General features: G+C 40.3%; 24 protein-coding genes. 22 read left to right on the top strand and 2 right to left on the bottom strand.

Annotated elements, in window-relative coordinates:
• Nucleotides 1-31: 31 nt before the first annotated feature.
• Nucleotides 32-1,279 (bottom strand): nucleotidyltransferase, encoded by a 1,248-nt coding sequence (locus tag C9414_RS10815; RefSeq protein ID WP_181286135.1) that lies wholly within the window; start codon nt 1,277-1,279, stop codon nt 32-34.
• A gap of 206 nt (nt 1,280-1,485) precedes the next feature.
• Between C9414_RS10815 and C9414_RS10820 the strand changes: the two genes are divergently transcribed.
• The 3 genes from C9414_RS10820 (at nt 1,486) to gerR (ending at nt 2,877) form a co-directional block, all read left to right on the top strand.
• On the top strand, nt 1,486-2,004 hold the full coding sequence (locus C9414_RS10820) for a YceD family protein (protein ID WP_107163612.1): 519 nt from the start codon (nt 1,486-1,488) through the stop codon (nt 2,002-2,004).
• A 21-nt stretch (nt 2,005-2,025) separates the two neighbouring features.
• Nucleotides 2,026-2,199, top strand: a complete 174-nt coding sequence (rpmF, locus tag C9414_RS10825; RefSeq protein WP_008354700.1) for a 50S ribosomal protein L32 — start codon at nt 2,026-2,028, stop codon at nt 2,197-2,199.
• A gap of 138 nt (nt 2,200-2,337) precedes the next feature.
• The gene (gerR, locus tag C9414_RS10830; protein WP_047202102.1) at nt 2,338-2,877 is read left to right on the top strand and encodes a sporulation-specific transcriptional regulator GerR; all 540 of its coding nucleotides are present in this window, start codon (nt 2,338-2,340) and stop codon (nt 2,875-2,877) included.
• Nucleotides 2,878-2,922: 45 nt separating this feature from the next.
• On the opposite strand, the gene C9414_RS10835 is transcribed toward gerR, so the two are convergent.
• Entirely contained in the window at nt 2,923-3,402 is a 480-nt protein-coding gene (locus C9414_RS10835) for an N-acetyltransferase (RefSeq protein ID WP_047202103.1), read from the bottom strand.
• 201 nt (nt 3,403-3,603) lie between these two features.
• Between C9414_RS10835 and C9414_RS10840 the strand changes: the two genes are divergently transcribed.
• From C9414_RS10840 to ftsZ, 19 genes are all read left to right on the top strand, one after another.
• Nucleotides 3,604-4,512, top strand: a complete 909-nt coding sequence (locus C9414_RS10840) for a 2-dehydropantoate 2-reductase (protein ID WP_258182622.1) — start codon at nt 3,604-3,606, stop codon at nt 4,510-4,512.
• A 64-nt stretch (nt 4,513-4,576) separates the two neighbouring features.
• On the top strand, nt 4,577-6,196 hold the full coding sequence (gene bshC / locus C9414_RS10845) for a bacillithiol biosynthesis cysteine-adding enzyme BshC (protein ID WP_107163614.1): 1,620 nt from the start codon (nt 4,577-4,579) through the stop codon (nt 6,194-6,196).
• A gap of 128 nt (nt 6,197-6,324) precedes the next feature.
• A complete protein-coding gene (mraZ, locus tag C9414_RS10850) occupies nt 6,325-6,756 on the top strand; it encodes a division/cell wall cluster transcriptional repressor MraZ (RefSeq protein ID WP_003211163.1) in 432 nt (143 codons plus the stop codon).
• Between the two features lie 66 nt (nt 6,757-6,822).
• Complete coding sequence (gene rsmH / locus C9414_RS10855) at nt 6,823-7,755, top strand: 16S rRNA (cytosine(1402)-N(4))-methyltransferase RsmH (protein WP_024426925.1); 933 nt, start codon at nt 6,823-6,825, stop codon at nt 7,753-7,755.
• A 37-nt stretch (nt 7,756-7,792) separates the two neighbouring features.
• Nucleotides 7,793-8,140, top strand: coding sequence for a cell division protein FtsL (gene ftsL, locus C9414_RS10860; RefSeq protein ID WP_039178324.1), 348 nt, complete (start codon nt 7,793-7,795; stop codon nt 8,138-8,140).
• Between the two features lie 7 nt (nt 8,141-8,147).
• Complete coding sequence (locus tag C9414_RS10865) at nt 8,148-10,298, top strand: penicillin-binding protein (protein ID WP_047202229.1); 2,151 nt, start codon at nt 8,148-8,150, stop codon at nt 10,296-10,298.
• Nucleotides 10,299-10,426: 128 nt separating this feature from the next.
• Entirely contained in the window at nt 10,427-12,346 is a 1,920-nt protein-coding gene (locus C9414_RS10870; protein ID WP_047202106.1) for a stage V sporulation protein D, read from the top strand.
• Between the two features lie 211 nt (nt 12,347-12,557).
• Nucleotides 12,558-14,033 (top strand): UDP-N-acetylmuramoyl-L-alanyl-D-glutamate--2,6-diaminopimelate ligase, encoded by a 1,476-nt coding sequence (locus C9414_RS10875; RefSeq protein WP_047202107.1) that lies wholly within the window; start codon nt 12,558-12,560, stop codon nt 14,031-14,033.
• Between the two features lie 135 nt (nt 14,034-14,168).
• A complete protein-coding gene (gene mraY, locus C9414_RS10880) occupies nt 14,169-15,143 on the top strand; it encodes a phospho-N-acetylmuramoyl-pentapeptide-transferase (protein ID WP_107163615.1) in 975 nt (324 codons plus the stop codon).
• Between the two features lie 9 nt (nt 15,144-15,152).
• Nucleotides 15,153-16,499 carry a UDP-N-acetylmuramoyl-L-alanine--D-glutamate ligase gene (murD, locus tag C9414_RS10885; protein ID WP_404841313.1) on the top strand — a complete coding sequence of 449 codons (1,347 nt, stop codon included), beginning with the start codon at nt 15,153-15,155 and terminating at the stop codon, nt 16,497-16,499.
• A gap of 59 nt (nt 16,500-16,558) precedes the next feature.
• Entirely contained in the window at nt 16,559-17,659 is a 1,101-nt protein-coding gene (gene spoVE, locus C9414_RS10890; protein WP_024424259.1) for a stage V sporulation protein E, read from the top strand.
• Between the two features lie 198 nt (nt 17,660-17,857).
• Complete coding sequence (gene murG, locus C9414_RS10895) at nt 17,858-18,952, top strand: undecaprenyldiphospho-muramoylpentapeptide beta-N-acetylglucosaminyltransferase (RefSeq protein WP_047202108.1); 1,095 nt, start codon at nt 17,858-17,860, stop codon at nt 18,950-18,952.
• A gap of 31 nt (nt 18,953-18,983) precedes the next feature.
• The gene (murB, locus tag C9414_RS10900) at nt 18,984-19,895 is read left to right on the top strand and encodes a UDP-N-acetylmuramate dehydrogenase (RefSeq protein WP_047202109.1); all 912 of its coding nucleotides are present in this window, start codon (nt 18,984-18,986) and stop codon (nt 19,893-19,895) included.
• A 127-nt stretch (nt 19,896-20,022) separates the two neighbouring features.
• On the top strand, nt 20,023-20,802 hold the full coding sequence (locus tag C9414_RS10905) for a cell division protein FtsQ/DivIB (protein ID WP_107163617.1): 780 nt from the start codon (nt 20,023-20,025) through the stop codon (nt 20,800-20,802).
• Nucleotides 20,799-21,488: a DUF881 domain-containing protein gene (locus C9414_RS10910; RefSeq protein ID WP_039178348.1), complete on the top strand. Its 690-nt coding sequence runs from the start codon at nt 20,799-20,801 to the stop codon at nt 21,486-21,488. Before C9414_RS10905 ends, C9414_RS10910 begins: the two co-directional genes overlap by 4 nt.
• 20 nt (nt 21,489-21,508) lie before the next feature.
• Nucleotides 21,509-22,234, top strand: a complete 726-nt coding sequence (locus tag C9414_RS10915) for a DUF881 domain-containing protein (protein ID WP_107163618.1) — start codon at nt 21,509-21,511, stop codon at nt 22,232-22,234.
• The gene (locus tag C9414_RS10920) at nt 22,234-22,602 is read left to right on the top strand and encodes a small basic family protein (protein ID WP_003210988.1); all 369 of its coding nucleotides are present in this window, start codon (nt 22,234-22,236) and stop codon (nt 22,600-22,602) included. Before C9414_RS10915 ends, C9414_RS10920 begins: the two co-directional genes overlap by 1 nt.
• 159 nt (nt 22,603-22,761) lie before the next feature.
• Nucleotides 22,762-24,084, top strand: a complete 1,323-nt coding sequence (gene ftsA, locus C9414_RS10925) for a cell division protein FtsA (protein ID WP_024424253.1) — start codon at nt 22,762-22,764, stop codon at nt 24,082-24,084.
• Between the two features lie 33 nt (nt 24,085-24,117).
• Nucleotides 24,118-25,263 (top strand): cell division protein FtsZ, encoded by a 1,146-nt coding sequence (ftsZ, locus tag C9414_RS10930; protein WP_024424252.1) that lies wholly within the window; start codon nt 24,118-24,120, stop codon nt 25,261-25,263.
• The last annotated feature ends 150 nt before the right edge of the window (nt 25,264-25,413 follow it).

A 25,413-nucleotide genomic window follows, 5' to 3' on the forward strand; every position in this document is an offset into this window, starting at 1 on the left:
AGAGAGCAGCCTTTATCAAAGGCTGCTCTTTTTATCGAGATTGGAAGAGACCAGTCTCTTCATCATAGCGGATCGGTGAGGTTTTAAATTCTGCTTCTGTTAGCTTTGTTTGCATTGGTTCGCTGAGGGGAAGGCTGAAGACACGGGAAGCGCGAATGTCAAGATCAAGGGCAGGGTGTGAAAAGGAAGACAGCTTGCTGATGAGCGGTACGTCCAATTCTTTTTTGACAAGTGATAAGTATTGCTGTCCTTTCTTTGACATACCAAGTAAACGAATGTATGGCGTGTGTTTCTCCTTTAGCAGTTCATGCATGACAGTTTTCTTTACCCTCATTAAAAGGTGCGTATTCATCCGCTGCAGCCTTGTCCACGTATATCGTTTTGTTTTCAAAAGTGATAGATATTCCTCGTAGGAGGACGCATGTGTGATCGCCTTTTGCATGCGGTGTTCAATGCCTTCTTCAATTTCATAGATGCCTTCTAGCTCTGCTGTATCCATGGTGTGAAACACATGTTTTAAGAAGCTGAAATAGTCTTCTTGAGTATGTAAAAGATCATAAGAAGAATAATAGTCATGTAATTGCTTAAGCGAAGCTTCCGGGAGATAAGAGGCAACAGTCTCAAATGATTCATTCCCTTTTAAGGCTTTTCGGATACTTGTTGCGCTTGCAATTTTCTGATGTTCAGGAAGCTCTTGATCATGATAACCTGATGCAATTCTTTGAGATGTAAAGGGCTGCATGTGAGGAGATCTCTCTAAGATGGCTTTGACATAATGGAAACCTAAAATGTTATTAGGCTTAGACAGATCCAGTAAATGTTTAGGATCAATGACCTCTTGAAACGCAGCGGCAGAGGCAGCGGGATAACTAAGCCCTTCTTTGACTTTTGCGTTTGTGAAAAGATCAATTTCTTCTTTTTTCTCATGCCAAGCGTGAGCTGTTCGCTCAAATGCTTTGATGTCCCCATTCTCACTGCCGAAAAAAAGAGAGCGGCATTTCAAAGCATCTAGAATGGATACTGCGCCGTTTGCAAAGGTTTCTGCCTTTTGCACTGCATATATGTATGGAAGCTCACATACGATGTCTACACCGTTTTGTAATGCCATTTTAGTACGTGCCCATTTGGAGACGATAGCAGGCTCTCCGCGCTGGAGGAAGGAGCCGCTCATGACGGCAATGGCTACATCTGAGGAGGTATGTGTTTTCGCCTGGCGAACATGATAGGCATGTCCATAATGAAATGGATTGTACTCGACAACGACTCCTGTTGCTTTCAATAGATGTTCCGCCTTTCTTGCTATGGTTAAATGGTCTATGCTACAGTAGCATAAGGGAAAAATGAAACCCATTTTTTTCAGTGTAGGCATTCCGTGAACTGATGTCAAACAACGCTCTGACATCACAAAGGACTGTAAAGAAAAAATATTGACAAATAGCATGATGAAAGCTATAATCATGTTTGTTGCTCTTAGAGGTGATACAATTGAAATGGACAGTTTATCAGTTACATCAAAAAGCTAAAAACAGCTTCGATTTTCATGAGACGGTTGACTTAAATGAACTTACTAGCCTTCATTCAGATATACGTCGCATTTCACCAGTAGAGGTGAAAGGGACTGGAGTGATCGAATCAAAGCAAGTCGCATTTGATTTAACCATCACAGGTGAAATGACATTGCCTTGTTCAAGAACGCTTGTTGATGTAAATTATCCATTTGCGATTTCAACGAAAGAACTATTTGTACTTCATAAGACAGACGATATAGAAGATGAAGACGTATCTGTTGTAGAAGACGATATCATCGACTTAACGCCTATAGTCATGGAAGAAATTCTTCTTGAAGTGCCGATGCAAATCTTTTGCGACCAAACAGACGTAAAAGGTGCTGCACCACAGGAAGGGAATGACTGGGCGGTCATTTCGGAAGATGCACATCAAAACCGAATTGATCCGCGTCTGGAAGGCTTGAAGAAGCTCTTAGAAGAAAATAATGAATCTTAACTCTTTAAGGAGGTGGGAATAATGGCTGTACCTTTTAGAAGAACTTCTAAAATGAAAAAAAGATTGCGTCGTACGCATTTCAAACTACAAGTACCTGGTATGGTAGCTTGCCCAGAATGCGGTGAAATGAAAATTTCTCATCGTGTCTGCAAATCTTGCGGAACATACAAAGGCAAAGACGTAAAAAGCAACTAATGCTTGATAAAAAAGCGTAAGGGAATCTTCCCTTGCGTTTTTTTATTTGTCTATTTTTTAGGTTTCTCTCCTGCAAATAGTCTATCTACTCTAGTAAGCGCATATGATGTGGTATTCAGATTCAGGGGGGATGATCAATTGACGATTACAAGGCAGGATGCATGGACACAAGATGAAGATTTACTTTTAGCAGAAGTCGTCTTAAGGCATATTCGAGATGGAGGAACGCAGCTTTCCGCATTTGAGGAAGTTGGGAAAGCATTGTCAAGAACAGCTGCAGCATGTGGATTCAGATGGAACTCATACGTCAGAAAACAATATCAGGCAGGCATTGAGCTGGCGAAAAAACAGCGAAAAGAACTGCGTAAAAAGATTGGAATTCATTCCTCGGGTTTACCGCAAAATACGTTAACGATAGAAGAGAAGACATCTTCAAATCAGGCTGAATTAACCTTGCGAGAAGTGATTCAGTTTTTAGAGCAGCTTGAAAAAGAACCTGCTGGCTCTGCTTATTTACGCGAAGAACTAGCGGATGCACAGCATCAACTAAAGTCGCTCACGGAAGAAAATGAACATTTGAAGAGGCAATTAAAAATGACAGAAGAAGATTACCGGGCACTCATTGGGATTGTTGAAAGAGTCAAACAGAATATCAACTTAAAAGAATATGCTAAATAAGAAAACGCCCCTCACAGAGAAAGGAGGGGCGTTTTGCCATCAGTATTAAGCGGATTCACCTGTATTCTTTTGAATATGGGCGGGCTCCCAGATGAGTGGATTTTCACCTTTATCGCGTTCCATATCATATTTCACTGCTTCAAAGCCCATTTTATCCCAAAAACCGGCAGATTTGACGCGTGGATTGGTTCGGATAGGCAACCCGAAAGATTTGGCGAATTCAACAAGTGCCTCGCCGTACCCTTTACGCTGATACCCAGGAAGCACTTCCAGCTTCCACAGCTCTAAATAATCATGATTGTGGTCAAAATACGTTGTCGTCGAGCCGTCCACTTGATAAAGGCTCATACGTGCAACCAGCTTATCTCCAAAATAAATCCCGTAAAATGGAGAGTTGCTGTCATTTTCTATCATATTACTTTCAAGGTCTTCAAGCATGGATAGTTCTTGTATGCCATATTCCTTAAATTGTTTAAATTCCTCTAAAGTTTTGTAATTGATTAGAAGTCGCTTTACTTGTGTCATATGATCTTCCCCCTTACACACATAATGTTGACAGTGATGTCGTTGAAGGCGTTTTCATCCCATCCGCCTCAAAAAGTTTTTACACTTATTATTATAGTTTTTAAATTAAAAAAATTCAATCGCGGCGCGCCATCTGCTTTTTGCATCGCGGCATGAAACTGTTAAAATGGTTGATATGATGAAGTAAACAGAAAAAGGGAAGTGCGGCAGTTGAACATTGGAATCATTGGCGGCGGTGCGATTGGTCTGCTTTGTGCAAGTTATTTATCACAGCATCATGACATCACTGTTTTGACAAGAAGAAAAGAACAGGCAGAGGAGATTAAAACATCAGGAATTAAGCGAACGGTAAAAGGAGAGACATTCTGGTCGTCTGCCGAGGCACGGGCAGGGATTACAGGAGGATTTGAACTGCTGATTGTGACGGTGAAATATCATCATTTGCAAGAGGTGCTTGATGACCTATCGACATTACCTCGTCAGCGAATCTTATTTTTACAAAATGGCATGGCCCACTTATTAGATTTAGAAAACTGGAAAACGGCGCATACAATATATATAGGTGTCGTAGAGCACGGGGCGATGAAGGTATCAGATCATGCGGTAAACCATACAGGGATTGGTGTCATCAAGTGGGGGGCTTTTCATCCTGAGGATGCAGCTGATGTGAGAAATGCTTTAAACGAAACGCCGGCTCATTTTCAGATGATTTATACGGATGAATGGAAAAAAGTGCTGGAGGAAAAACTGCTAGTCAATGTATGCATTAACCCGCTCACGGCTTTATTGCATGTGAAAAATGGGGAATTGATTTCAAATCCTTCATATGAATACATGATGAAATGTGCATTTGAAGAAGCATTGTCCATTTTAGATCTGGCTGAAAAAGAGCAGCTCTGGTCACACGTCGTTTCAATTTGTAAGATAACGGCCGCCAATCAATCGTCGATGCTTCAAGATATCGTCAAAGGCCGTGAAACCGAAAGAAAAGCCATCGTTGGCTATCTTTTAAAAAAGGCTCAAGCTCAAGAGATTCTGGCGCCACATCTTACTTTCTTCAATCGAAGCTTGGAAGTATTGGAAAAAAAGCAAACAAAATCTTTTGAGTGAGCTCATTTACATGCTATACTTTTTCGGGAAACTAACTATTTATTGAAGAAAGGAAGTTCTAAACATGCAATTGACTGAACTTTCCATCCGAAGTCAGAATTTATTCATACGTGATTATATAGAAGAAAAAAAAGAGATGACTGCTTTTTTTGATTATGATATACATTCTGAGCACACATGGAAAAAGAGATATGACGATCTCATGGAAATGAGCTTCCCGCGCGAGGCTTTAGCAGATTATATGAGCGCATACCACGCAAAGTTTGAATCGGCAGCGATGCGTCAGAACATTGAAAAGATCCGTGACAAGCGGAGTGTCATGGTGGTTGGAGGGCAGCAGGCAGGCCTACTTTCAGGACCGCTTTATACCATACATAAAATCATATCCATTATTCAGTTCGCAAAAGAAAAAGAATCAGCGCTTGGCGTTCCTGTGATTCCAGTCTTTTGGGTAGCAGGTGAGGATCATGACGTAGATGAAATTAATTTTGTCTACACATCTGGCGAAAAAGGTCCAGTCAAGCAAAAGCTGCCATTACATAACGTTAAAAAAACTGCTGCAAAAAGAACACCGCTGCATCAAGAAAAAACAGAGAAATGGCTACGTGACGTGTTTTCAACGTATGAGGAATCTGCATATACAAATGACTTGCTTGATCAGCTTCTTCGATGTTTACGCAAATCACAAACGTTTACGGATTTCTTTGAATGGATTGTATGCGACCTTTTTGAAGAAGATGGACTTCTTCTATTTAATTCAGGAGACTTAGGCGTTAAACCACTTGAACGTACGTTGTTCAAGCACATTGTCGAGACAAATGATGCGGTCACAGCTCGTTTGAATGAAACGCAGGCTGCCATGAAACGAGCGGGATATCAGCCGATCATTGAAGCTGGTGACAATCAGGCGAACCTGTTTTACGAATATGATGAGGAGCGTTTCCTTATTGAAAAAGAAAACGGCCAGTTTTCTATATCAGAAGTGGGGCTTACATGGACAAAAGAAGAGCTTTTGCAGGAAATTGAGGAGCACCCAGAACGGTTCAGCAACAATGTGGTGACGCGTCCCTTAATGCAGGAAACCCTTCTCCCGACACTTGCTTTTATGGCAGGACACGGTGAAGTCAACTATTGGGGAGAGCTGAAAGGAATCTTTGAGCATTTTAAATTAAAGATGGCACCTGTTCTTCCAAGACTGCATGTGACCATTCTTGAAAGGCATATCGATAAGAAGCTCCCGGTCAGAGAACTTTCTGTAGAAGAAGTGCTCACAAGCGGAGTAAAAGAAAAGAAAGAGGCTCACTTTGAACAAAGCCTTCCAGACAGCTTTGTTCAAGCCGTTGATCATGCGAAACGTGAATTAGCGAATGTTCACGGTGTATTGAGGCAAGAAGCACTGGAGGTTGAACCAAACTTCGAGCAGCTGCTAGATAAAAATGCCAAATTTATCGAAGAACAGCTTCAATTTGTTTATCAAAAGGTGGCGCAGCGTGTGGAAGAGAAGGAAGGATATATCCTTCGAGATTTTGAACGGATTGAAAACAGCTTAAAACCACTAGATGCCCCGCAAGAAAGAATTTGGAATATCATGTACTTTTTAAACAAATACGGTCCAGAATTCTTCAAAACGTTCAAAAATCTGCCATTTTCATTTCAAAACAAGCAACAAATTGTCAAACTTTGAAATAAAGTTTTAATGAACCCTGACTAGTTCAGGGTTTTTTTTTATGTAGAAACAGTGTAAAATAAGTTTTGTGGAGAGAAGTGGTGGATAGTGGAGAGTAAGGGTGAGAAAGTGGGGCTCTGATTATCATGTTCATGGGTGAATACCAACATACGATTGATACAAAAGGGCGCATGATCATCCCTGCTAAATTTAGAGACGGTCTCGGAGAACAGTTTGTGCTGACGAGAGGGCTTGATCAATGTTTATTTGGCTACCCTATGAGTGAGTGGAAACTAATTGAAGAGAAACTCAAAGCACTGCCGCTAACGAAAAAAGATGCACGTGCGTTTACCCGGTTCTTCTTCTCCGGCGCAGTAGAATGCGATCTGGACAAGCAGGGGCGCATTAACATCGCATCAAACCTACTCCAATATGCAAAACTCGAAAAAGAATGTGTGGTCATCGGCGTTTCAAATCGAATTGAGTTGTGGAGTAAGTCGATCTGGGAACAATATACAGAAGAGCAAGAAGATTCTTTTGCTGAAATTGCTGAAAACATGATTGGGTTTGATATATAATAATCCCTTGTGCAGCAAGCTTTCTACACATTCATTTCTATTTGAAAAAGGTGGGACCATAACATCATGTTTCAACATGAGACAGTATTATTAAAAGAAACAGTTGACGGTTTAAACGTCAAAGAAGACGGTACATATGTAGACTGCACGCTGGGCGGAGCAGGTCATAGCTCATATTTACTATCTCAACTATCAGAAAAAGGTACATTGATTGGATTTGACCAAGACGATGCTGCACTGGATCATGCACGAGAGAAGCTCGCGGACTCTAAAGCGAACATTCTTTTCATAAAAAGCAACTTCCGATATTTAAAAGAACGTCTGAATGAACAAGGCATTACAAGCGTAGACGGTGTGATTTTTGATCTTGGGGTTTCATCTCCTCAGCTCGACACACCAGAGAGAGGCTTTAGTTATCACCATGATGCACCTCTTGACATGCGAATGGATCAAACAGCCGCATTGTCGGCAAAGCAAGTGGTGAATGAATGGCCATTTGAAGATCTAGTTCGGATTTTCTACAAATATGGGGAAGAAAAATTCAGCAAGCAAATCGCACGCAAAATTGAAGAAGCTAGAAAAAAAGCGCCAATTGAAACAACAGGTGAGCTTGTCGACATTATCAAAGAAGGAATTCCCGCACCTGCAAGACGAACTGGCGGACATCCAGCAAAAAGAGTGTTTCAAGCGATCCGAATTGCCGTAAATGATGAATTGAAAGTTTTTGAAGAAGCACTAGAACAAGCAATAGAGTTACTCAATCCGAAGGGGAGAATTTCTGTCATTACATTCCATTCACTTGAAGACCGGATTTGTAAAAGTACATTTAAAGAAATGTCTTCTCTTCCAGAACTTCCGCACGGACTACCAGTGATTCCAGAAGGACTTGAACCAAAGCTAAAGCTGATCACGAGAAAACCAATCGTTGCATCAGAACAAGAGCTGGAACATAACAACCGTGCCCGTTCAGCGAAGCTCCGAATTGCAGAAAAAAAGTAAAACGACACCATAGATGATGATAAAAAGGAGGTTTCTTATGAGTAATTTGGCTTACCAAAGAGAAGTAAAGCAATATCAAACAGAGCAGCAAGGCCAATCGGTTGTTATTAAAAGAAGAGGTTCTATCACACTTGGTGAAAAAATCTTACTTGTCATGTTTGTCATGGCTCTTATGTGCAGCTCCATTCTCATCATTTCTAAAGCCTTTGCTGTCTATCACGCCAATATCGAGGTGCAGAAATTAGAGCAGCAAGTATCTTTAGAATCGAAGAAGATCACTGAGCTTCAAAAGGAAAAAGACTTGCTGAGCGAACCAGAAAGAATCATCGAAGCTGCGAAAAAAGCAGGCTTAAGCATTTCGAAAGATGTTAAGAAGGTCGATTAAGATGGCGATGCCTAAAAAGAATAAAATGATGAACAGAGGCGCGGCAATTGCGAGTATTTGCTTCGCCCTGTTTTTCTTTATCATCCTTGCACGTTTTATTTATATTCAGATTACAGGAACGGTCGATGGTCAAGTGTTAGCCGCAAAGGCAAATGAACAATATCAATCGAAGAAAACACTTGAAGCCAAAAGAGGATCTATTTTAGACCGAAATGGGAATGTGATTGCCGAGGATACATCTGTCTATAAGCTGATTGCGATCATGAGCAAGAAAATGACGGTCGATCCAAAGCACCCAATGCATGTCGTTGACAAAGAAAAGACAGCAAAAGAGCTGTCAAAAGTAATTGATATGAGCGAAAGCGAAATTTTAAAGCGTCTGAATACAAAAGATGCGTTCCAAGTTGAGTTTGGTAAAGCTGGGAAAGACATCAGTTTTTCAACAAAGGAAAAAATTGAAAAGCTAAAGCTTCCAGGGATCGCATTTGAAAAAGACACGAAGCGATATTATCCAAACGGCATGTTTGCTTCAAATCTGATCGGTTATGCAAGATTAGATGAGGCGACAAAGGACATGTCAGGCGCGATGGGACTTGAGAAGGCGCTGAACAAATTTTTAAAAGAAAAAGACGGCTATGTGACATATAACAGTGACAGAAGTGGATGGGCTCTTCCAAATAGTAAAGAAGACATTGTCGCTCCGAAGGATGGAAAAAATGTCACGCTGACCATCGATCAAAAAATTCAAGCGTTCCTTGAAGAAAGTATGACGCAGGTTGCTAAAAAATATAAACCGAAGAAAATCATTGCTACAGTCGTTGACCCAAAAACGGGAAAGGTGCTCGCGATGGGACAGCGGCCAAGCTTTAATTTAAATGAATTAGACATTACGAATTATAACAATGATGTCATTTCATATGCGTTTGAACCAGGTTCAACGATGAAAATCTTTACACTTGCTGCGGCAATCCAAGAAGGGGTCTACCAAGGCAATGATAAATATCAATCTGGTACTTATAAAGTAGGCGGCGGCCTTGTAAGAGACCACAACAACGGAAATGGCTGGGGGAAAATTGAATTTCATGAAGGTGTTCTCCGTTCGTCAAACGTAGCCTTTGCAAAGCTGGCAAAAGAAAAATTAGGCTTCACGCGCTACGAACAATATTTGCAGAAGTTCCATTTCTATGACAAAACAGGTATTGACTTGCCGAACGAAGCGTCTAGTAAAATCAATTACAGATACGAATATGACAAAGCATCGACAGCTTACGGTCAAGCGTCTGCCATTACACCGATTCAACAAATCGAAGCAGCGACAGCGATAGCAAACGGTGGAACGATGATGAAGCCATATGTCATTGATCATATTACAGACCCGAACACAAACAAAACGATTTTACAGCACGAACCAACAGTAGCTGGAAAACCAATTTCCTCAGATACAGCAAAGCAAGTACGTGACATTTTAGGTGAGGTTGTTTCCTCGAAGATTGGAACAGGTCAGCCTTACCAAATCAAAGGCTTTGACGTTGCTGGAAAAACAGGAACAGGACAAATCGGCGGTGCCGGCGGTTACCTCCAAGGAAGAAACGATTACGTCTTTTCATTTATGGGAATGGCGCCAAAAGATGATCCAAAGCTGCTCGTTTATGTAGCTGTACAGCAGCCGCAGCTGTCAGACACAGAAACTGGCTCTGCCCCAGTTGCACAAATCTTTAACCCAGTGATGAAAAATAGTCTGCTATATTTAAATATTGCACCAACAAAAACAGACGATAAAAAATCAGGCGAACAAAAAGTGAAGCAAGAAACAATGCCTTCACTCTTAGATTTAGAAGTGAAGCAGGCGGAAACAGAAGCCAAAAACAAAAACTTAACGCCTGTTGTCATCGGCGACGGCCTCTCCATTAAACGACAGTGGCCAAGTGCAGGCTCTGAATTCTCTGAAAGTCAGAAAGTTTTCTTGAAAACAGCAGGGAAAACCATCAAAATGCCTGATATGACAGGCTGGTCGAGAAGAGAAGTCCTTCAATATGCATCCATTTCTGGTGTGCATATTGAAACAAAGGGACAAGGATATGCTGTCAAACAAAGTGTTAAAAGTGGAGCGGAGATTTCAGATAAAGTCGTCACAGTGACATTTAAAAGCCCGAATTAATTGCAAAACCTAGCAAACGACTTGCTAGGTTTTTTCTTTTGCCGAGCGGGATAGACGGGACGTTCTACATAAGGACGGGCCTGCATATGATGGAAACAAGCCATATGTATGTAAGGAGTGAACCGGGCGTGCGAGTATCAAGTGTAACAGTGAGAAAACGATTGCTTTTCGTGCTGCTGATTGGGGTGATCATTTTTTTCATCATAGATACTAGATTAGGATATGTACAGTTTATTATGGGTGAGAAGCTCACAAGTTTAGCAAAAGATTCATGGAGCCGTAACCTCCCGTTCGAACCAGAAAGGGGAGATATTTTGGACCGAAATGGGGTAGAGCTTGCGACGAACAAAAGTGCCCCATCTATATTGGTCGTTCCGCGTCAAATTAAAGATCCCGCAGAAACAAGCAAGAAACTGGCGGCAGTACTGAATATGTCTGAGGAGAAAGCGTACAAGCACGTCACAAAGAAAACATCGATCGAACGAATTTCTCCAGAGGGAAGAAAAGTATCTCATGAAAAAGCAAAAGAAGTCAGAGAGCTTGATTTAGATGGAGTTTATGTTGCGGAAGACAGCATCAGACACTATCCGTTCGGCAGTTTTCTTTCTCATGTGCTTGGCTTCGCTGGAATTGATAATCAAGGGTTACTTGGACTGGAAGCCTATTATGATGATGACCTGAAAGGTGAAAAAGGCTCTGTAAAGTTCTATTCCGATGCAAAAGGGCAGAAAATGCCAGATGAAGCAGATGATTATACACCGCCTAAAGATGGCCTTGATATGAAGTTAACTGTCGATGCGAAAGTACAAACCATCATAGAACGGGAATTAGACAACGCGCAGGCAAAATATAACCCAGACGGCATGATTGCAATTGCGATGAATCCGAAGAACGGTGAAGTGCTGGGGATGTCGAGCAGACCGGATTTTGATCCAGCGGATTATCAATCAGTTGACTCGAAAGTGTTTAACCGAAATCTACCGGTGTGGAGCACATATGAGCCAGGTTCGACGTTTAAAATAATTACACTTGCAGCAGCACTAGAAGAGAAAAAAGTCAATTTAAAACGCGATCATTTTTTTGACAGCGGATCTGTAACAGTAGATGGTGCAAGGCTTAGGTGCTGGAAAAAAGGCGGGCACGGATCACAGTCATTTTTAGAAGTGGTTCAAAACTCATGTAACCCTGGCTTTGTTGAACTAGGCGACCGTCTAGGAAAGGATAAATTATTTTCCTATATTAAAAATTTTGGGTTTGGCCAAAAAACAGGAATTGATCTTCAAGGGGAAGGGCGAGGCATTTTGTTCCCGCTGGACCGGGTTGGTCCTGTAGAGCAGGCGACAACTGCCTTTGGTCAAGGTGTATCTGTTACGCCGATACAGCAAGTAGCTGCCGTAGCCGCAGCGGTAAATGGCGGAACACTTTACACGCCGTACATTGCAAAAGAATGGATAGATCCAATCACAAAAGAGGTTGTGAAAAAGCAATCACCGATTGCCAAAAAGAAAGTGATTTCAGCAGAAACATCAAAAGAAATCAGATATGCGCTTGAAAGTGTAGTCGCTCAAGGGACTGGCCGCAATGCATTTGTTGAAGGATATCGTGTTGGCGGAAAAACAGGGACAGCACAGAAGGTAAAAGACGGCAAGTACATGGAAAATAACCACATTGTGTCGTTTATCGGGTTTGCGCCTGCTGATGATCCAAGTATCGTTGTATATGTGGCTGTAGATAACCCGAAAGGCACCATTCAATTTGGCGGGACAGTTGCTGCACCAATTGTGGGTCATATTATGCGGGACAGCCTGCCTGAAATGGGTGTGAAAAAAAGAAAAGGACAAATTGAAAAGAAGTACCAGTGGCTGGACACAAAAACCATTGAGGTACCGAATCTTGTAGGGGGATCTGTTTCAGATCTTGAATCACTTTTGATTAACCTTAGGATCGATGCTTCTGGAACTGGCAGTAAAGTGGTGAAGCAATCACCTGCTGCTGGGACGAAGGTCAAAGAAGGCTCCACCATCAGATTATACTTAAACGATGAATAATAAAGAATGAACAGAGGGTAGCCGCACTCATTCGGCTGCCTCTTTTTGTTGAAAGAGAAGGTCTGTTTGAAAAAAAGAACCTAAAGTGTGTTTTTTCCAAGAGAAACTTAAGGAATACGCTGGATGTATCCTTTTTTTTACGATAAAATATAGACTGTGTGTTTTTTTCGCAAGACATGCACGTGAACGAATTTGAGAGGTTTGATATGAAATGAAATTACAAGAACTCCTTACATACTTTAAAAGTGAAAACAACGAATTAATAAACGAAAATCCTGATATCACTTCCATCGAAATGGATTCTAGAGAGGTGAAAAAAGGAAGCCTTTTTGTCTGTATAAAAGGTTATACAGTAGATGGACACGATTATGCTGAAAAAGCGGTGAAGAGCGGGGCTGCAGCAATTGTAGCAGAATACCCTCTTAACATAACAGATGTACCAGTCATTATTGTGAAACACTCTCAAAGAGCTCTTGCAAGAATAGCTGATGCGTTTTACGAACAGCCAACTCATAAGCTGAATCTCATCGGGATCACAGGAACAAACGGAAAAACTTCCACAACACACATGATTGAACAAATGATGAGAAAAGCCGAAAAGAAAACAGGCTTAATCGGTACGATGTATATGAAGGTGAATGATGACATTCTCGATGTGAAAAACACGACACCTGAAAGTGTCACACTTCAGAAGACCTTTAAACAGATGCTTGATCAAGATGTAGACACAGCCATTATGGAAGTATCATCACATGCACTGCATCTTGGCAGGGTACATGGATGTGATTATGATATTGCCGTTTTCACAAACCTTTCGCAGGACCATCTTGACTATCACAACACAATGGAAGAATATAAACATGCGAAAAGCTTGCTGTTTTCACAGCTTGGCAGTGCCTTTCATCACGATAAGCCAAAGCATGCGATTTTAAATGCGGATGATGATGCTTCGAGTTACTATGAAAAAGTGACAGCTGCTGAAGTCATGACATATGGCTTAGAGCAAAAAGCAGATGTCATGGCAAAGAATATTCAAATCAAGCCGAAGGGAACTCAATTTGATTTAATCACTCCAATTGGCACAAAAAATGTGACAGTTGCCCTTATCGGTAAGTTTAATGTGTACAACATCCTAGCAGCTGTATCAGTAGGGATCGTATCTGGTTTGACATTTGAAACGATTGTAAGTGCTATTGAAGAGCTGGAGGGAGTCAAAGGCCGATTTGAACTTGTGAACTGTGATCAAGATTTCCCTGTGATCGTCGATTACGCCCATACACCTGACAGTTTAGAAAATGTCCTGACAACGTGTAGAGAATTAACAGACGGCAAAATTTTCTGTGTGATAGGCTGCGGCGGCGACCGTGATAAAACAAAGCGTCCTCAAATGGCCCAAATCGCTGTGAAGTATGCAGATGAGCCTGTATTTACATCAGACAACCCAAGAAGCGAAGATCCTTCAGCTATCTTAAAGGATATGGAAAATGGTGTGCCAGACGCATATTATCATAGCTTTGTGAATCGCAAACAAGCCATCTTTTTTGCAATTGCCAATGCGAAAAAGGGCGATACAGTCTTAATAGCGGGTAAAGGTCATGAGACATATCAAATCGTTGGCGATCAAGTTTACGATTTTGATGATGCAAAGGTTGCTATGGACGCTATTTTAGATCTAAACAAATCTTAAAATGATGAAAAGAGTGTAATGAAATGAAGCATTTTGTACAAAAACAACATACGAAGAACACGAATGAATACCTTAATAATGAATGCAATTTTCTGATGGAAAACGGCTTTGGAAATTCGGAAGGAGTAAAGAACGATGCTTGAACAGGTGATATTGTTTACAATCATAATGGGATTTTTAATCAGTGTTCTTTTATCCCCGATTTTTATTCCGTTTTTAAGAAGACTTAAATTTGGTCAAAGTATTAGAGAAGAAGGACCACAGTCTCACCAAAAGAAATCAGGTACTCCGACAATGGGCGGAATTATGATTATCTTCTCTATCACAATTACGACGATTGTGATGATCAACAAATTTTCTGAGATTAGTCCAGAAATGTTTTTACTGTTATTTGTCACGCTTGGCTACGGTCTATTAGGATTTTTAGATGATTATATTAAAGTAGCGATGAAACGAAACCTAGGTTTAACATCGAAACAGAAATTAATCGGTCAAATTGTGATCGCAGTGATTTTTTATGCAGTCTTCCATTATTATCAGTTTGCAACGACGATTCGCATTCCAGGAACAGATGTCATCTTCGATTTAGGATGGGCTTACTTTATTCTTGTTGTTTTCATGCTTGTCGGAGGTTCAAATGCTGTGAACTTAACGGATGGACTGGATGGTCTATTATCTGGAACCGCTGCTATTGCCTTTGGAGCCTTTGCTATACTGGCTTGGAATCAATCACAGTACGATGTAGCGATCTTTTCAGTAGCTGTTGCTGGAGCCGTTCTTGGGTTTCTTGTGTTTAACGCGCATCCTGCAAAAGTATTTATGGGTGATACAGGGTCGCTTGCTTTAGGCGGAGCGATTGTAGCGATTGCCATTTTAACAAAGCTTGAAATTTTACTTGTCATTATTGGAGGAGTATTTGTTGTCGAAACGTTATCCGTTATTCTTCAAGTGATCTCCTTTAAAACAACTGGAAAAAGAATCTTTAAGATGAGTCCGCTTCACCACCACTATGAGTTAGTTGGCTGGTCTGAGTGGAGAGTAGTTGTCACCTTCTGGACAGCTGGTTTATTACTTGCTGTTTTAGGAATTTACATCGAGGTGTGGTTATAATTGAATAAGATGCAAATGTTAAAAAACGAACATGTACTAGTATTAGGTCTTGCAAAAAGCGGATATGCGGCAGCTTCAATTCTTCATGAGCATGGAGTAAATGTCATAGTAAATGACCAAAAGCCGTTTGAAGAAAATGAACCTGCTCAGCTTCTTTCTGAAAAGGGGATTGATGTCATTTGTGGCAGCCATCCTCTTCGTATGTTCGATGATAATGAAATCACGATTTTAATTAAAAATCCAGGAATTCCATATGAAAATGTGATGGTTCAAGAGGCGATTCGCCGCCAAATTCCAGTTTGGACGGAAATTGAATTAGCTTATCATTTAACCTCAGCTCCTTTTATAGGGATTACTGGATCAAATGGAAAAACCACTACCACGACTTTGATTTATGAAATGCTGAAACACGATAGTCAAAAAACTTTAGTGGCAGGTAATATTGGCACAGTTGCCAGCGAAGTCGCTGCAAAGGCAGCTGGCGATGAGTGGATTGTAACTGAACTGTCTTCTTTTCAGTTAATGGGAACAGTTGATTTTAGACCTAAAATCAGCTTAATATTAAATATTTTTGATGCACATTTAGACTATCACCACACTCGTGATGAATATGAAAAAGCAAAGCAGAAAGTATACGCACATCAACTTGAAGATGACATAGCTGTCATTAATTTCGATGATCCATCAGTCGTAAAACTGGCTGAAGCTTCAAAAGCAAAAAAAGTGTTTTTCTCGGTAAAAGAGCAAGTGGAACATGGTGCGTATATTAAACATGGTGCGATTTACTACATGAATGAACATATCATTGATTTAAAGGATGTTGTTCTTCCTGGTGAGCATAACCAAGAAAATATTTTGGCAGCTATTTGTGTCGTGAAAAATACAGGCTGTTCAAATGAAGCAATCGCACACGTTCTCACGACATTTAGTGGAGTGAAGCATCGTCTCCAGTTTGTAGATACAATTCAAAGTAGAAAATTTTATAACGATAGTAAAGCCACCAATATACTGGCAACAAGTAAAGCATTGTCAGCTTTTAAGCGGCCGACCATTTTACTAGCCGGCGGGCTTGATCGCGGTAATGAATTTGATGAATTGAAGCCTTTTATGAAAAATGTAAAAGGAATTATCACATTTGGTGAGACGGCACCTAAGTTTGTGAAGCTTGGTGAAGAACTGGGAATACATCACGTGAAACATGTCGATAATGTTGAACAAGCAGTACCTGCGGCGTTTAACATTTCTGAAGAAGAAGACGTGATTTTATTATCCCCGGCTTGTGCAAGCTGGGATCAACATAAAACATTTGAAGAACGTGGAGACATGTTTGTAAACGCCGTGCATATGCTTAAATAAGGGCTTGTCTCTCATATGACTGACAGCCCAAATGAAATTATGCTTGGGGTGTCGGTCTCTTGACGAATAAGAAAACTTCTCCGGACTTTTTGCTTGTTGTCATTACGTTACTTTTATTGACGATTGGTTTAATTATGGTGTACAGCGCTAGTGCTGTGTGGGCATCGTATAAATTTGATGATTCGTTTTATTTTGCAAAAAGACAGCTTTTGTTTGCCGGAATCGGAGTTATCGCGATGTTTTTCATTATGCGAGTCGATTATTGGACGTGGCGGACTTGGTCAAAGATATTGATTGCTGTTTGTTTTCTCCTTTTGCTGCTTGTACTTATTCCTGGTATCGGTATGGAGAGAAATGGATCAAGAAGCTGGATCGGTGTCGGTGCGTTTAGTATTCAGCCCTCTGAATTTATGAAGCTTGCGATGATTGCGTTTCTTGCAAAATTCTTATCTGAAAAACAAAAAAATATCACATCCTTTCGTAAAGGTTTCGCACCAGCATTAGGCATTGTGTTTTCTGCATTTGCAATCATAATGCTGCAGCCAGATTTGGGAACAGGGACGGTAATGGTTGGAACCTGTATTATTATGATATTTGTTTCAGGTGCGAGAATTGCTCACTTTATATTTCTCGGTCTTTTAGGGCTCAGCGGATTTGCTGCACTCGTCTTATCAGCGCCCTACCGCATAAAACGAATTACATCGTACTTAAATCCTTGGGAAGATCCACTAGGCAGTGGGTTTCAAATTATTCAATCCTTATACGCTGTTGGTCCAGGCGGTCTGTTCGGAATGGGTCTCGGTCAAAGTAGACAGAAATTCTTTTATTTACCTGAGCCTCAAACAGACTTCATCTTTGCGATATTGTCTGAAGAGCTTGGCTTTATAGGAGGATCACTCATTTTGCTGCTCTTTAGTGTTCTATTATGGAGAGGCATACGAATAGCACTTGGAGCCCCAGACTTATACGGAAGTTTCCTAGCAGTTGGCATTATTTCAATGGTTGCCATTCAAGTGATGATAAATATCGCAGTTGTTACTGGACTCATCCCTGTGACAGGTATCACGCTCCCATTCCTAAGTTATGGAGGCTCATCACTGACATTAATGCTGATGGCAATTGGCGTACTTTTGAATGTAAGCAGATACGCTAGATATTAATGTGCTGCTAGTTCATGAAACCATGATGATATTTATTTTGCAAAAGTACAAAAAAATGATTTGAAGAGTGAAAAAGACAGCTTTAGTATTGAAAGCATGTTTTTTGACTCTTCTTTACAGGTTTTAACGGAGCCCTGTTGTTTAAAACAGGGTTTATACTTTGTTCAGAGCAGAAAAAAATTGAGGGGAAATGGTATAATGCGTATAGTAATCAGTGGAGGCGGAACAGGCGGACATATTTATCCGGCCTTAGCTTTTATTAAAGAAGTGAAAAGACTGCATCCTAATGTAGAATTTTTATATATTGGTACTGAAAATGGACTTGAAAAGAAAATTGTAGAAAGAGAAAATATCCCTTTCAAGTCCATAGAAATTTCAGGTTTTAAAAGAAAGCTTTCCTTTGATAACGTAAAAACGGTGATGAGATTTCTAAAGGGCGTTCAAAAAAGCAAATCTTACTTAAAAGAATTCAAGCCAGATGCGGTCATTGGAACAGGTGGTTATGTGTGCGGTCCAGTTGTTTATGCAGCTTCTAAGCTGAAAATCCCGACTATTATTCACGAACAGAACAGTCTGCCTGGAATCACAAATAAGTTTCTGGCGAGATATGTTGATAAGGTAGCCATCTGCTTTGAAGAAGCAAAGGCACATTTTCCTTCTGAAAAGGTTGTATTTACGGGAAACCCTAGAGCCTCTGAAGTCGTCTCTATAAAAGAGGGGAAATCTCTTAAAGAGTTTGGGCTGGATGAAAAGAAAAAAACAGTTCTTATTTTTGGCGGGAGCCGTGGTGCTGCACCGATTAATAGAGCAGTCATTGACATGCAAGATGAATTAAAGGCTAAGAACTATCAGCTTTTATATATCACAGGTGAGGTTCATTATGAAAAAGTGCTGAACGAACTAAAGGAAAAAGATGCAGCACCTAATATGATCACAAAGCCTTTCTTGCATCAAATGCCGGAGTACTTGAAATCAATTGATGTGATTGTTGCAAGAGCGGGTGCCACAACGATTGCTGAAGTAACAGCCCTTGGAATCCCAACTATTTTTATTCCAAGCCCATACGTGACAGCAAATCACCAGGAAATTAATGCAAGATCACTAGAAAAGCATGACGCTGCAATCGTTTTAAGAGAATCAGAGCTTTCTGGAGAGAGCCTTCTTCATGCCATTGATGAAATTGCTGGTAATGAAGAAAAGTTAAACGAAATGAGCCGCTTAACAAAAGAACTTGGAGTACCGGATGCGGCTGGACGTTTATATAATGTATTAAAAGAAATTACGACTACATGATGGAATGATATTAGGTAAGGCGGAGGGTAATATGGAGAACTTGAAGAATGAATTATTAGAAGCGCAAGTCGGTAAAGTGCTTGAAAATGAGCCGCTTGCAAATCATACGACGATGAAAATAGGTGGGCCGGCAGATCTATTGATCGTTCCTAAAGATATCGATGCAGTTAAAACGATCATGGATCAGATAAAAAAACACCACGCGGACTGGACGGTTATTGGGAGAGGATCGAATTTACTCGTACTTGATAAAGGAATACGTGGCGTTGTCCTGAAGTTAGGCGCTGGACTTGATCATTTAACTATAAATGATGAAGAAATTACAGTTGGCGGGGGCTATTCTGTTGTAAGGCTTGCAACGTCTCTTAGTAAGCAGGGTCTTTCAGGGCTGGAGTTTGCAGCTGGTATTCCAGGATCTATTGGCGGCGCTGTTTATATGAACGCAGGTGCGCACGGATCTGATATCAGTAAGATCCTTGTGAAAGCGAGAATCTTATTTGAAGATGGAAGTATCGAGTGGCTAACAAATGAGCAGATGAACTTTAGCTATAGAACATCTGTCCTTCAAAAGGAACGACCAGGTATTGTTCTCGAGGCCGTGTTTAAGCTCAAACAGGATGATCGAGAGAAAATCACAAAGAAAATGCAGCAAAATAAAGACTATCGTAAGGAAACACAGCCTTACAATCGACCATGTGCAGGAAGTATTTTTCGAAATCCGCTGCCTGAATATGCAGGACAGCTTGTAGAAAAAGCGAATTTAAAAGGGTACCAAATTGGCGGAGCAAGAATCTCTGATATGCATGGCAACTTTATTGTGAACGCTGGTGGCGCTACTGCTCAAGACGTGCTGGACTTAATTCAATACATCCAAAAGAAAATTAAAGATGACTACAATGTAGATATGCATACAGAAGTAGAAATTATCGGTGAAGCAAATTAAAAGCTAGTTTTTATGAATGATGGCATCACAGGAAAACAAACGGCATGAAAGAATGCCGTTTGTTTTCTCATCAAAATGATGACCCAAAGGTGTGGACAAGCAGCTTTGAATGGGGTGAAGAATATACATGCGGCCTGATCATGAAAATGAAAAGATCGTCAATATAGAAGAACGAATTCCTAAAATTAAAGAACAAAGGAAGCAGAAAGCGAACCGGAGACTAATCTCTTTTATTCTACTGTTTTTTATCATGGTTTTAATCATTATTTATTTGCAGACACCAATCAGTAAAATTTCTTCTTTAACTATTACGGGTAACGAGCATGTCCCTACAAAACAACTTGTGAAACTTTCCCAAATTAAAGAAGGCGAAACAGAGTTTTGGAATTTAAATAAAGATTTAACAGCAGATCATATTAAACAAAACAAACTAATTAAAAGTGTTAGTATCAAAAAACATTTTCCGAATAAGGTCAGTATTGCTGTCAAAGAATATGCCAATATTGCGTATCTTCAAAAGGGAAATCTATACTATGAGCTTCTTGAAAATGGGACAGCATTACCAGAAGAAGTCACACCAAGTCATGCAGGACCTATTTTTGTGGATTGGGACAATAAAGAGAAGCTGAAGCTAACTGTAAGATCTTTGAATCAGCTGCCAGCCTCTATTCAGGAACTCATCTCTGAAATATATTATGTGCCGACAAGCTCAAACCAATGGCTCGTTAAATTTTATATGAATGATGGGAACACTGTGATTGCATCAATTAAAACATTCGCTGATAAAATGAAAACTTATCCTGCCATTGTAAAAGAACTTTCACCTTCTGAAAAAGGTACAATCCATATGGAAGTCGCGACGTATTTTGAAGCGTTTAAATCTAAGAAAAAGGAAGATGAACGTTGAGAGGCAAAACAGTTATATTCTCAATTGTAATGCTTGTTCTTGGTTTTCTGATTTCTTTTTCATACCAATATACTAAGCAGCATCAGGCAGAGGTCATTCGCACAGAGCAATGGAAAAAAGAATACTCCTTGAAAAGTCAGCTGACAAAGCAAGAAAAGGCGAATCAGAAACTTGAAAAAGAATTATACAGCCTTCAATCACAGGTTCAAGCCACTGAGTCCAATTTGAAAAATGAAAAAGAGCAGTATTTTAATGTATTGGAAGATGTTGAGAAATACAGGATGTTTACAGGAGAGATCGGCGTAAAAGGAAAAGGGGTAAAAGTATCCCTTGAAGATGCATCTTATATCCCGAGTGGACAAAATGTCAATAATTACATTGTTCATGAGAGCCACATTTTTCATGTGATAAACGAACTATTTATATCAGGAGCTTCTGCCGTATCTATTAATGGACAGAGAATTACACACCAATCATACATACATTGTAACGGCCCAGTTGTCACAGTTGACGGTGTACAGCATCCAGCGCCGTTTGTCATTTCTGCTATCGGTGATCCGGCTGTGTTAATACCTGCATTAAATATTGCAGGAGGAGTGGTCGATCAGCTGACAAGTGATCATATTTCGATGACGATTGAAAAAAAGGATATTCGTATGAATCCTCTTTTAAAACACAAAGATTAAAAGTGAAAAGGTGAGTGGTGTTGAGGAAAAAGAAGCCTTTACTTAGTTTGACAGTCTTAATGGTGATATTCGGCATCATGGTCTCCATCCAATTTAACTCATTGCAAAAGCCCAAAGTTCGTGATACTCGCGATGTGTGGGAGCTAAGAGAGGATTTATCTGCATCTAAAAGTAAAGAATTGGATTTACTGAAAGAAATTGATAAATACGATGAAATGCTGAAAAAGTATGGTCATCAAGGTGATCAATCAAAAGAAGCTCAACTAACGAAAACATTAAAAGATTTAAAAGAAAAGGCTGGTTTTACAGAAGTGACAGGGGAGGGAATAGAAGTTGACATCTCTCAGCTCTTCTCTAAGGACCTGACTGGAGAAGAAGTGAAAAATATCCCGCCTGATCTTCTGAAAAAGCTAATCAACGAAGCCAATATGTATGGAGCAAAGTATATTTCCATTAATGACCACCGTGTGATTAATACAAGTGTGATTCGAGATATTAATGGCACGACGAAAATGGATGGCTACAGCTTAGATGGTGATGAAGTGACCATCAAGATGATCAGCGACCAGGCCGACAAATTATACAGCCGTTTAAATGTATCAGATATTGGTGATTTGTTTGCTCAGGAAAATTTCGGTTTGAGTATTAGCCAGCCAAAGCAACAAATTCAACTAAAAGCATATGACGGTGCAATTCAGGTAAACGAGTTGAAGCCTCTTGACGATGTAAAGGAGGGAAAATCTTAATGTGGCTTCCTGTACTTGGCTTAATCATAGGAGTTGCGATCGGTTTCTTAACAAATTTTACGATACCGAATGAGTATTCTAATTATCTTTCCCTCGCTGTACTTGCTGCACTTGATACATTGATTGGTGGAATCAGGGCACATCTGCAAGGGGCATACGATGAACTAGTGTTTGTATCAGGCTTCTTTTTTAATATTATACTTGCAATAAGTTTAGCTTTTCTGGGCGTCCATCTTGGTGTAGACTTGTACTTAGTCGGAATGTTTGCTTTCGGCGTTAGATTGTTTCAAAATATAGCAGTTATTCGAAGAATTCTACTAACTAAATGGACAATTTCTAGAGAAAAAAAGAAAAAAAGTGAGTCATAAAAAAGGATATACATATGATGTAACGAATATTTTCAGTAATCCTAATAAAAAATGTTGATTTTTTAAGTTTTGTTACACACTTGTAAAAACACATTCATTGTATTGTTGTTCAGCAAATAATAGAATAGAAAGTATTGATATGTGAGGAGGTGCCATAGAATGAACAACAATGAAATTTACGTCAGCCTTGACATCGGTACATCCAATATAAAAGTCATCGTCGGAGAAATGGCGGATGATTCGCTTAACATTATAGGTGTTGGAAATGTCCCTTCAGAAGGGTTAAAAAAAGGATCGATTGTTGATATAGATGAGACAGTTCATTCTATTAGACAAGCATTTGAACAGGCTGAAAGAATGGTAGGTTTTCCTTTACAAAAGGCGATTGTCGGAATTAACGGAAACCACATTCATATTCAGAATACGAGCGGCGTGGTCGCAGTATCTAGTGAAAACAAAGAAATACATGCTGAAGATGTGAGACGTGTCTTAGATGCTGCACAGGTAGTATCTATTCCTCAAGAACATCTCGTCGTAGACGTCATCCCGAGGCAATTTATCGTCGACGGAAGAGATGAGATCACTGATCCGAAAAAAATGCTTGGTGTTCGGCTAGAGGTGGATGGATCGTTGATTACAGGTTCTAAAACGATTCTACATAACTGGCTCCGATGTGTAGAGAGAGCTGGAATTGAAATTATGGATATTTGCTTGCAGCCGCTCGCATCAGGCTCAGCAGCATTATCGAAAGATGAAAAAAATCTAGGGGTAGCTCTCGTCGATATTGGCGGCGGATCTACAACGATTTCCGTATTTGAAAACGGGCATCTCTATTCTACTCACAGTATCCCTTTGGGCGGAGAGAACATTACAAAAGATTTGTCTATAGGACTTAGAACTTCTACTGAAGAAGCTGAACGAATCAAAAAACAATTTGGACATGCGTTTTATGATGAGGCATCGTCTGAGGAAACATTTGAAGTTTCTGTCATCGGTACTGATCAGAAACAGACGTATACACAGCTTGAAGCGGCTAATATCATCGAAGCTCGGCTGGAAGAAATCTTGCTCTTTGTGGCAGAGGAATTAAGAAATATGGGTGTCCATGATTTGCCTGGCGGATTCGTTCTAACAGGTGGACAGGCAGCTATACCAGGTATCCTTTCTCTTGCACAAACGGTCTTGCAAAACAATGTTAGAATTGCAAGTCCGAATTATATTGGAGTGAGAGAACCTCAGTATATGACAGGAGTGGGTCTGATCCACTTTGCTTATCGCAATGCAAAGATTCAGGGCAGACAGGTTGGATTCCAAATGCCGGATGAGGCGTTTCATGAAGTAGGCGCATCCATGGAGCCGGTTTCTTCTGCACCACAAGTGAAAGAAGCGCAGCCAAGACCGAAAGTAAAACAAAAAGCACAAGAAGAGACAAATAAAAAACCGGGCAAAATGAAAAAACTATTTAATATGTTCTGGGAATAGAATTAGATTTTCGACGGATTAGGAGGATTCAGCATGTTGGAGTTTGAAACAAATATAGACGGCCTAGCATCAATTAAAGTAATCGGAGTAGGTGGAGGCGGAAATAACGCTGTCAACCGAATGATCGAAAATGACGTACAAGGTGTCGATTTCATTGCAGTCAATACAGATGCACAGGCGTTAAATCTATCAAAAGCAGAAACGAAAATGCAAATCGGTGCTAAGCTGACAAGAGGGCTTGGAGCAGGTGCGAATCCTGAAGTCGGTAAAAAAGCTGCTGAAGAAAGCAAAGAACAGATTGAAGAAGTATTAAAAGGCGCTGACATGGTCTTTGTAACTGCTGGTATGGGCGGTGGAACTGGTACGGGTGCTGCACCTGTCATTGCAAAAATCGCAAAAGATTCTGGTGCATTGACAGTTGGAGTCGTGACTCGTCCTTTCACATTTGAAGGAAGAAAACGTCAGCTTCAAGCAGTAGAAGGAATTGCTTCTATGAAAGAAGCAGTTGACACATTAATTGTGATTCCAAACGATCGCTTGCTTGAAATTGTTGATAAAAACACGCCAATGCTTGAAGCATTCCGTGCAGCAGATAACGTACTACGACAAGGTGTTCAAGGGATCTCAGATCTTATTGCTACACCAGGTTTAATCAACCTTGACTTTGCTGACGTGAAAACGATCATGTCTAATAAAGGTTCTGCTCTTATGGGTATTGGTGTCGCAACTGGTGAAAATCGTGCTGCTGAAGCTGCGAAGAAAGCTATTTCTTCACCACTTCTGGAAACGGCAATCGATGGTGCACAAGGTGTCATCATGAATATTACTGGTGGTACGAACCTAAGTCTTTATGAGGTACAAGAAGCAGCGGATATTGTTGCTTCTGCATCTGACGAAGATGTAAACATGATTTTCGGGTCTGTCATTAATGATAACTTGAAGGATGAAATTGTGGTAACGGTTATCGCAACTGGATTTATTGAGCAAGAGCCAGAAGTGACAAAACCACAAAGAAATCCATTAGGACAAGGATTAAAGCAAAATCAATCCATTCCTCAAAAGCGTGAAGTCAAACGTGAGGAACATCAGCAGCCATCATCTCAGCCGAGACAAAATACACAATCTAGCGATGATACGCTGGATATCCCAACGTTCTTGCGCAATCGTAATAAACGCTAGTCGAGTATCACTCATCCCCTTCCATTGGAAGGGGATTTTTTTCATGTCTCAAATATAATCAAACCAGCATCTCTTCTGAATAAAAAGTCTTGAATGTGTCTGGATTACTTCATTCAACATATGTATTTTGACTTAGAGTGATTAAGTAAA

This window comes from Bacillus sp. Nf3 (assembly GCF_003028545.1).
GTDB classification, from domain to species: Bacteria; Bacillota; Bacilli; order Bacillales; family Bacillaceae; genus Bacillus; species Bacillus safensis.

What these genes read in the sequence shown, in the direction of transcription:
- rpmF (WP_008354700.1), top strand. Translation starts at nt 2,026, where the DNA reads ATGGCTGTACCTTTTAGAAGAACTTCTAAAATGAAAAAAAGATTGCGT.
- C9414_RS10835 (WP_047202103.1), bottom strand. Translation starts at nt 3,402, where the DNA reads ATGACACAAGTAAAGCGACTTCTAATCAATTACAAAACTTTAGAGGAA.
- bshC (WP_107163614.1), top strand. Translation starts at nt 4,577, where the DNA reads ATGCAATTGACTGAACTTTCCATCCGAAGTCAGAATTTATTCATACGT.
- mraZ (WP_003211163.1), top strand. Translation starts at nt 6,325, where the DNA reads ATGTTCATGGGTGAATACCAACATACGATTGATACAAAAGGGCGCATG.
- rsmH (WP_024426925.1), top strand. Translation starts at nt 6,823, where the DNA reads ATGTTTCAACATGAGACAGTATTATTAAAAGAAACAGTTGACGGTTTA.
- ftsL (WP_039178324.1), top strand. Translation starts at nt 7,793, where the DNA reads ATGAGTAATTTGGCTTACCAAAGAGAAGTAAAGCAATATCAAACAGAG.
- C9414_RS10865 (WP_047202229.1), top strand. Translation starts at nt 8,148, where the DNA reads ATGCCTAAAAAGAATAAAATGATGAACAGAGGCGCGGCAATTGCGAGT.
- C9414_RS10875 (WP_047202107.1), top strand. Translation starts at nt 12,558, where the DNA reads ATGAAATTACAAGAACTCCTTACATACTTTAAAAGTGAAAACAACGAA.
- mraY (WP_107163615.1), top strand. Translation starts at nt 14,169, where the DNA reads ATGCTTGAACAGGTGATATTGTTTACAATCATAATGGGATTTTTAATC.
- murD (WP_404841313.1), top strand. Translation starts at nt 15,153, where the DNA reads ATGCAAATGTTAAAAAACGAACATGTACTAGTATTAGGTCTTGCAAAA.
- murG (WP_047202108.1), top strand. Translation starts at nt 17,858, where the DNA reads ATGCGTATAGTAATCAGTGGAGGCGGAACAGGCGGACATATTTATCCG.
- murB (WP_047202109.1), top strand. Translation starts at nt 18,984, where the DNA reads ATGGAGAACTTGAAGAATGAATTATTAGAAGCGCAAGTCGGTAAAGTG.
- C9414_RS10905 (WP_107163617.1), top strand. Translation starts at nt 20,023, where the DNA reads ATGCGGCCTGATCATGAAAATGAAAAGATCGTCAATATAGAAGAACGA.
- C9414_RS10920 (WP_003210988.1), top strand. Translation starts at nt 22,234, where the DNA reads ATGTGGCTTCCTGTACTTGGCTTAATCATAGGAGTTGCGATCGGTTTC.
- ftsA (WP_024424253.1), top strand. Translation starts at nt 22,762, where the DNA reads ATGAACAACAATGAAATTTACGTCAGCCTTGACATCGGTACATCCAAT.
- ftsZ (WP_024424252.1), top strand. Translation starts at nt 24,118, where the DNA reads ATGTTGGAGTTTGAAACAAATATAGACGGCCTAGCATCAATTAAAGTA.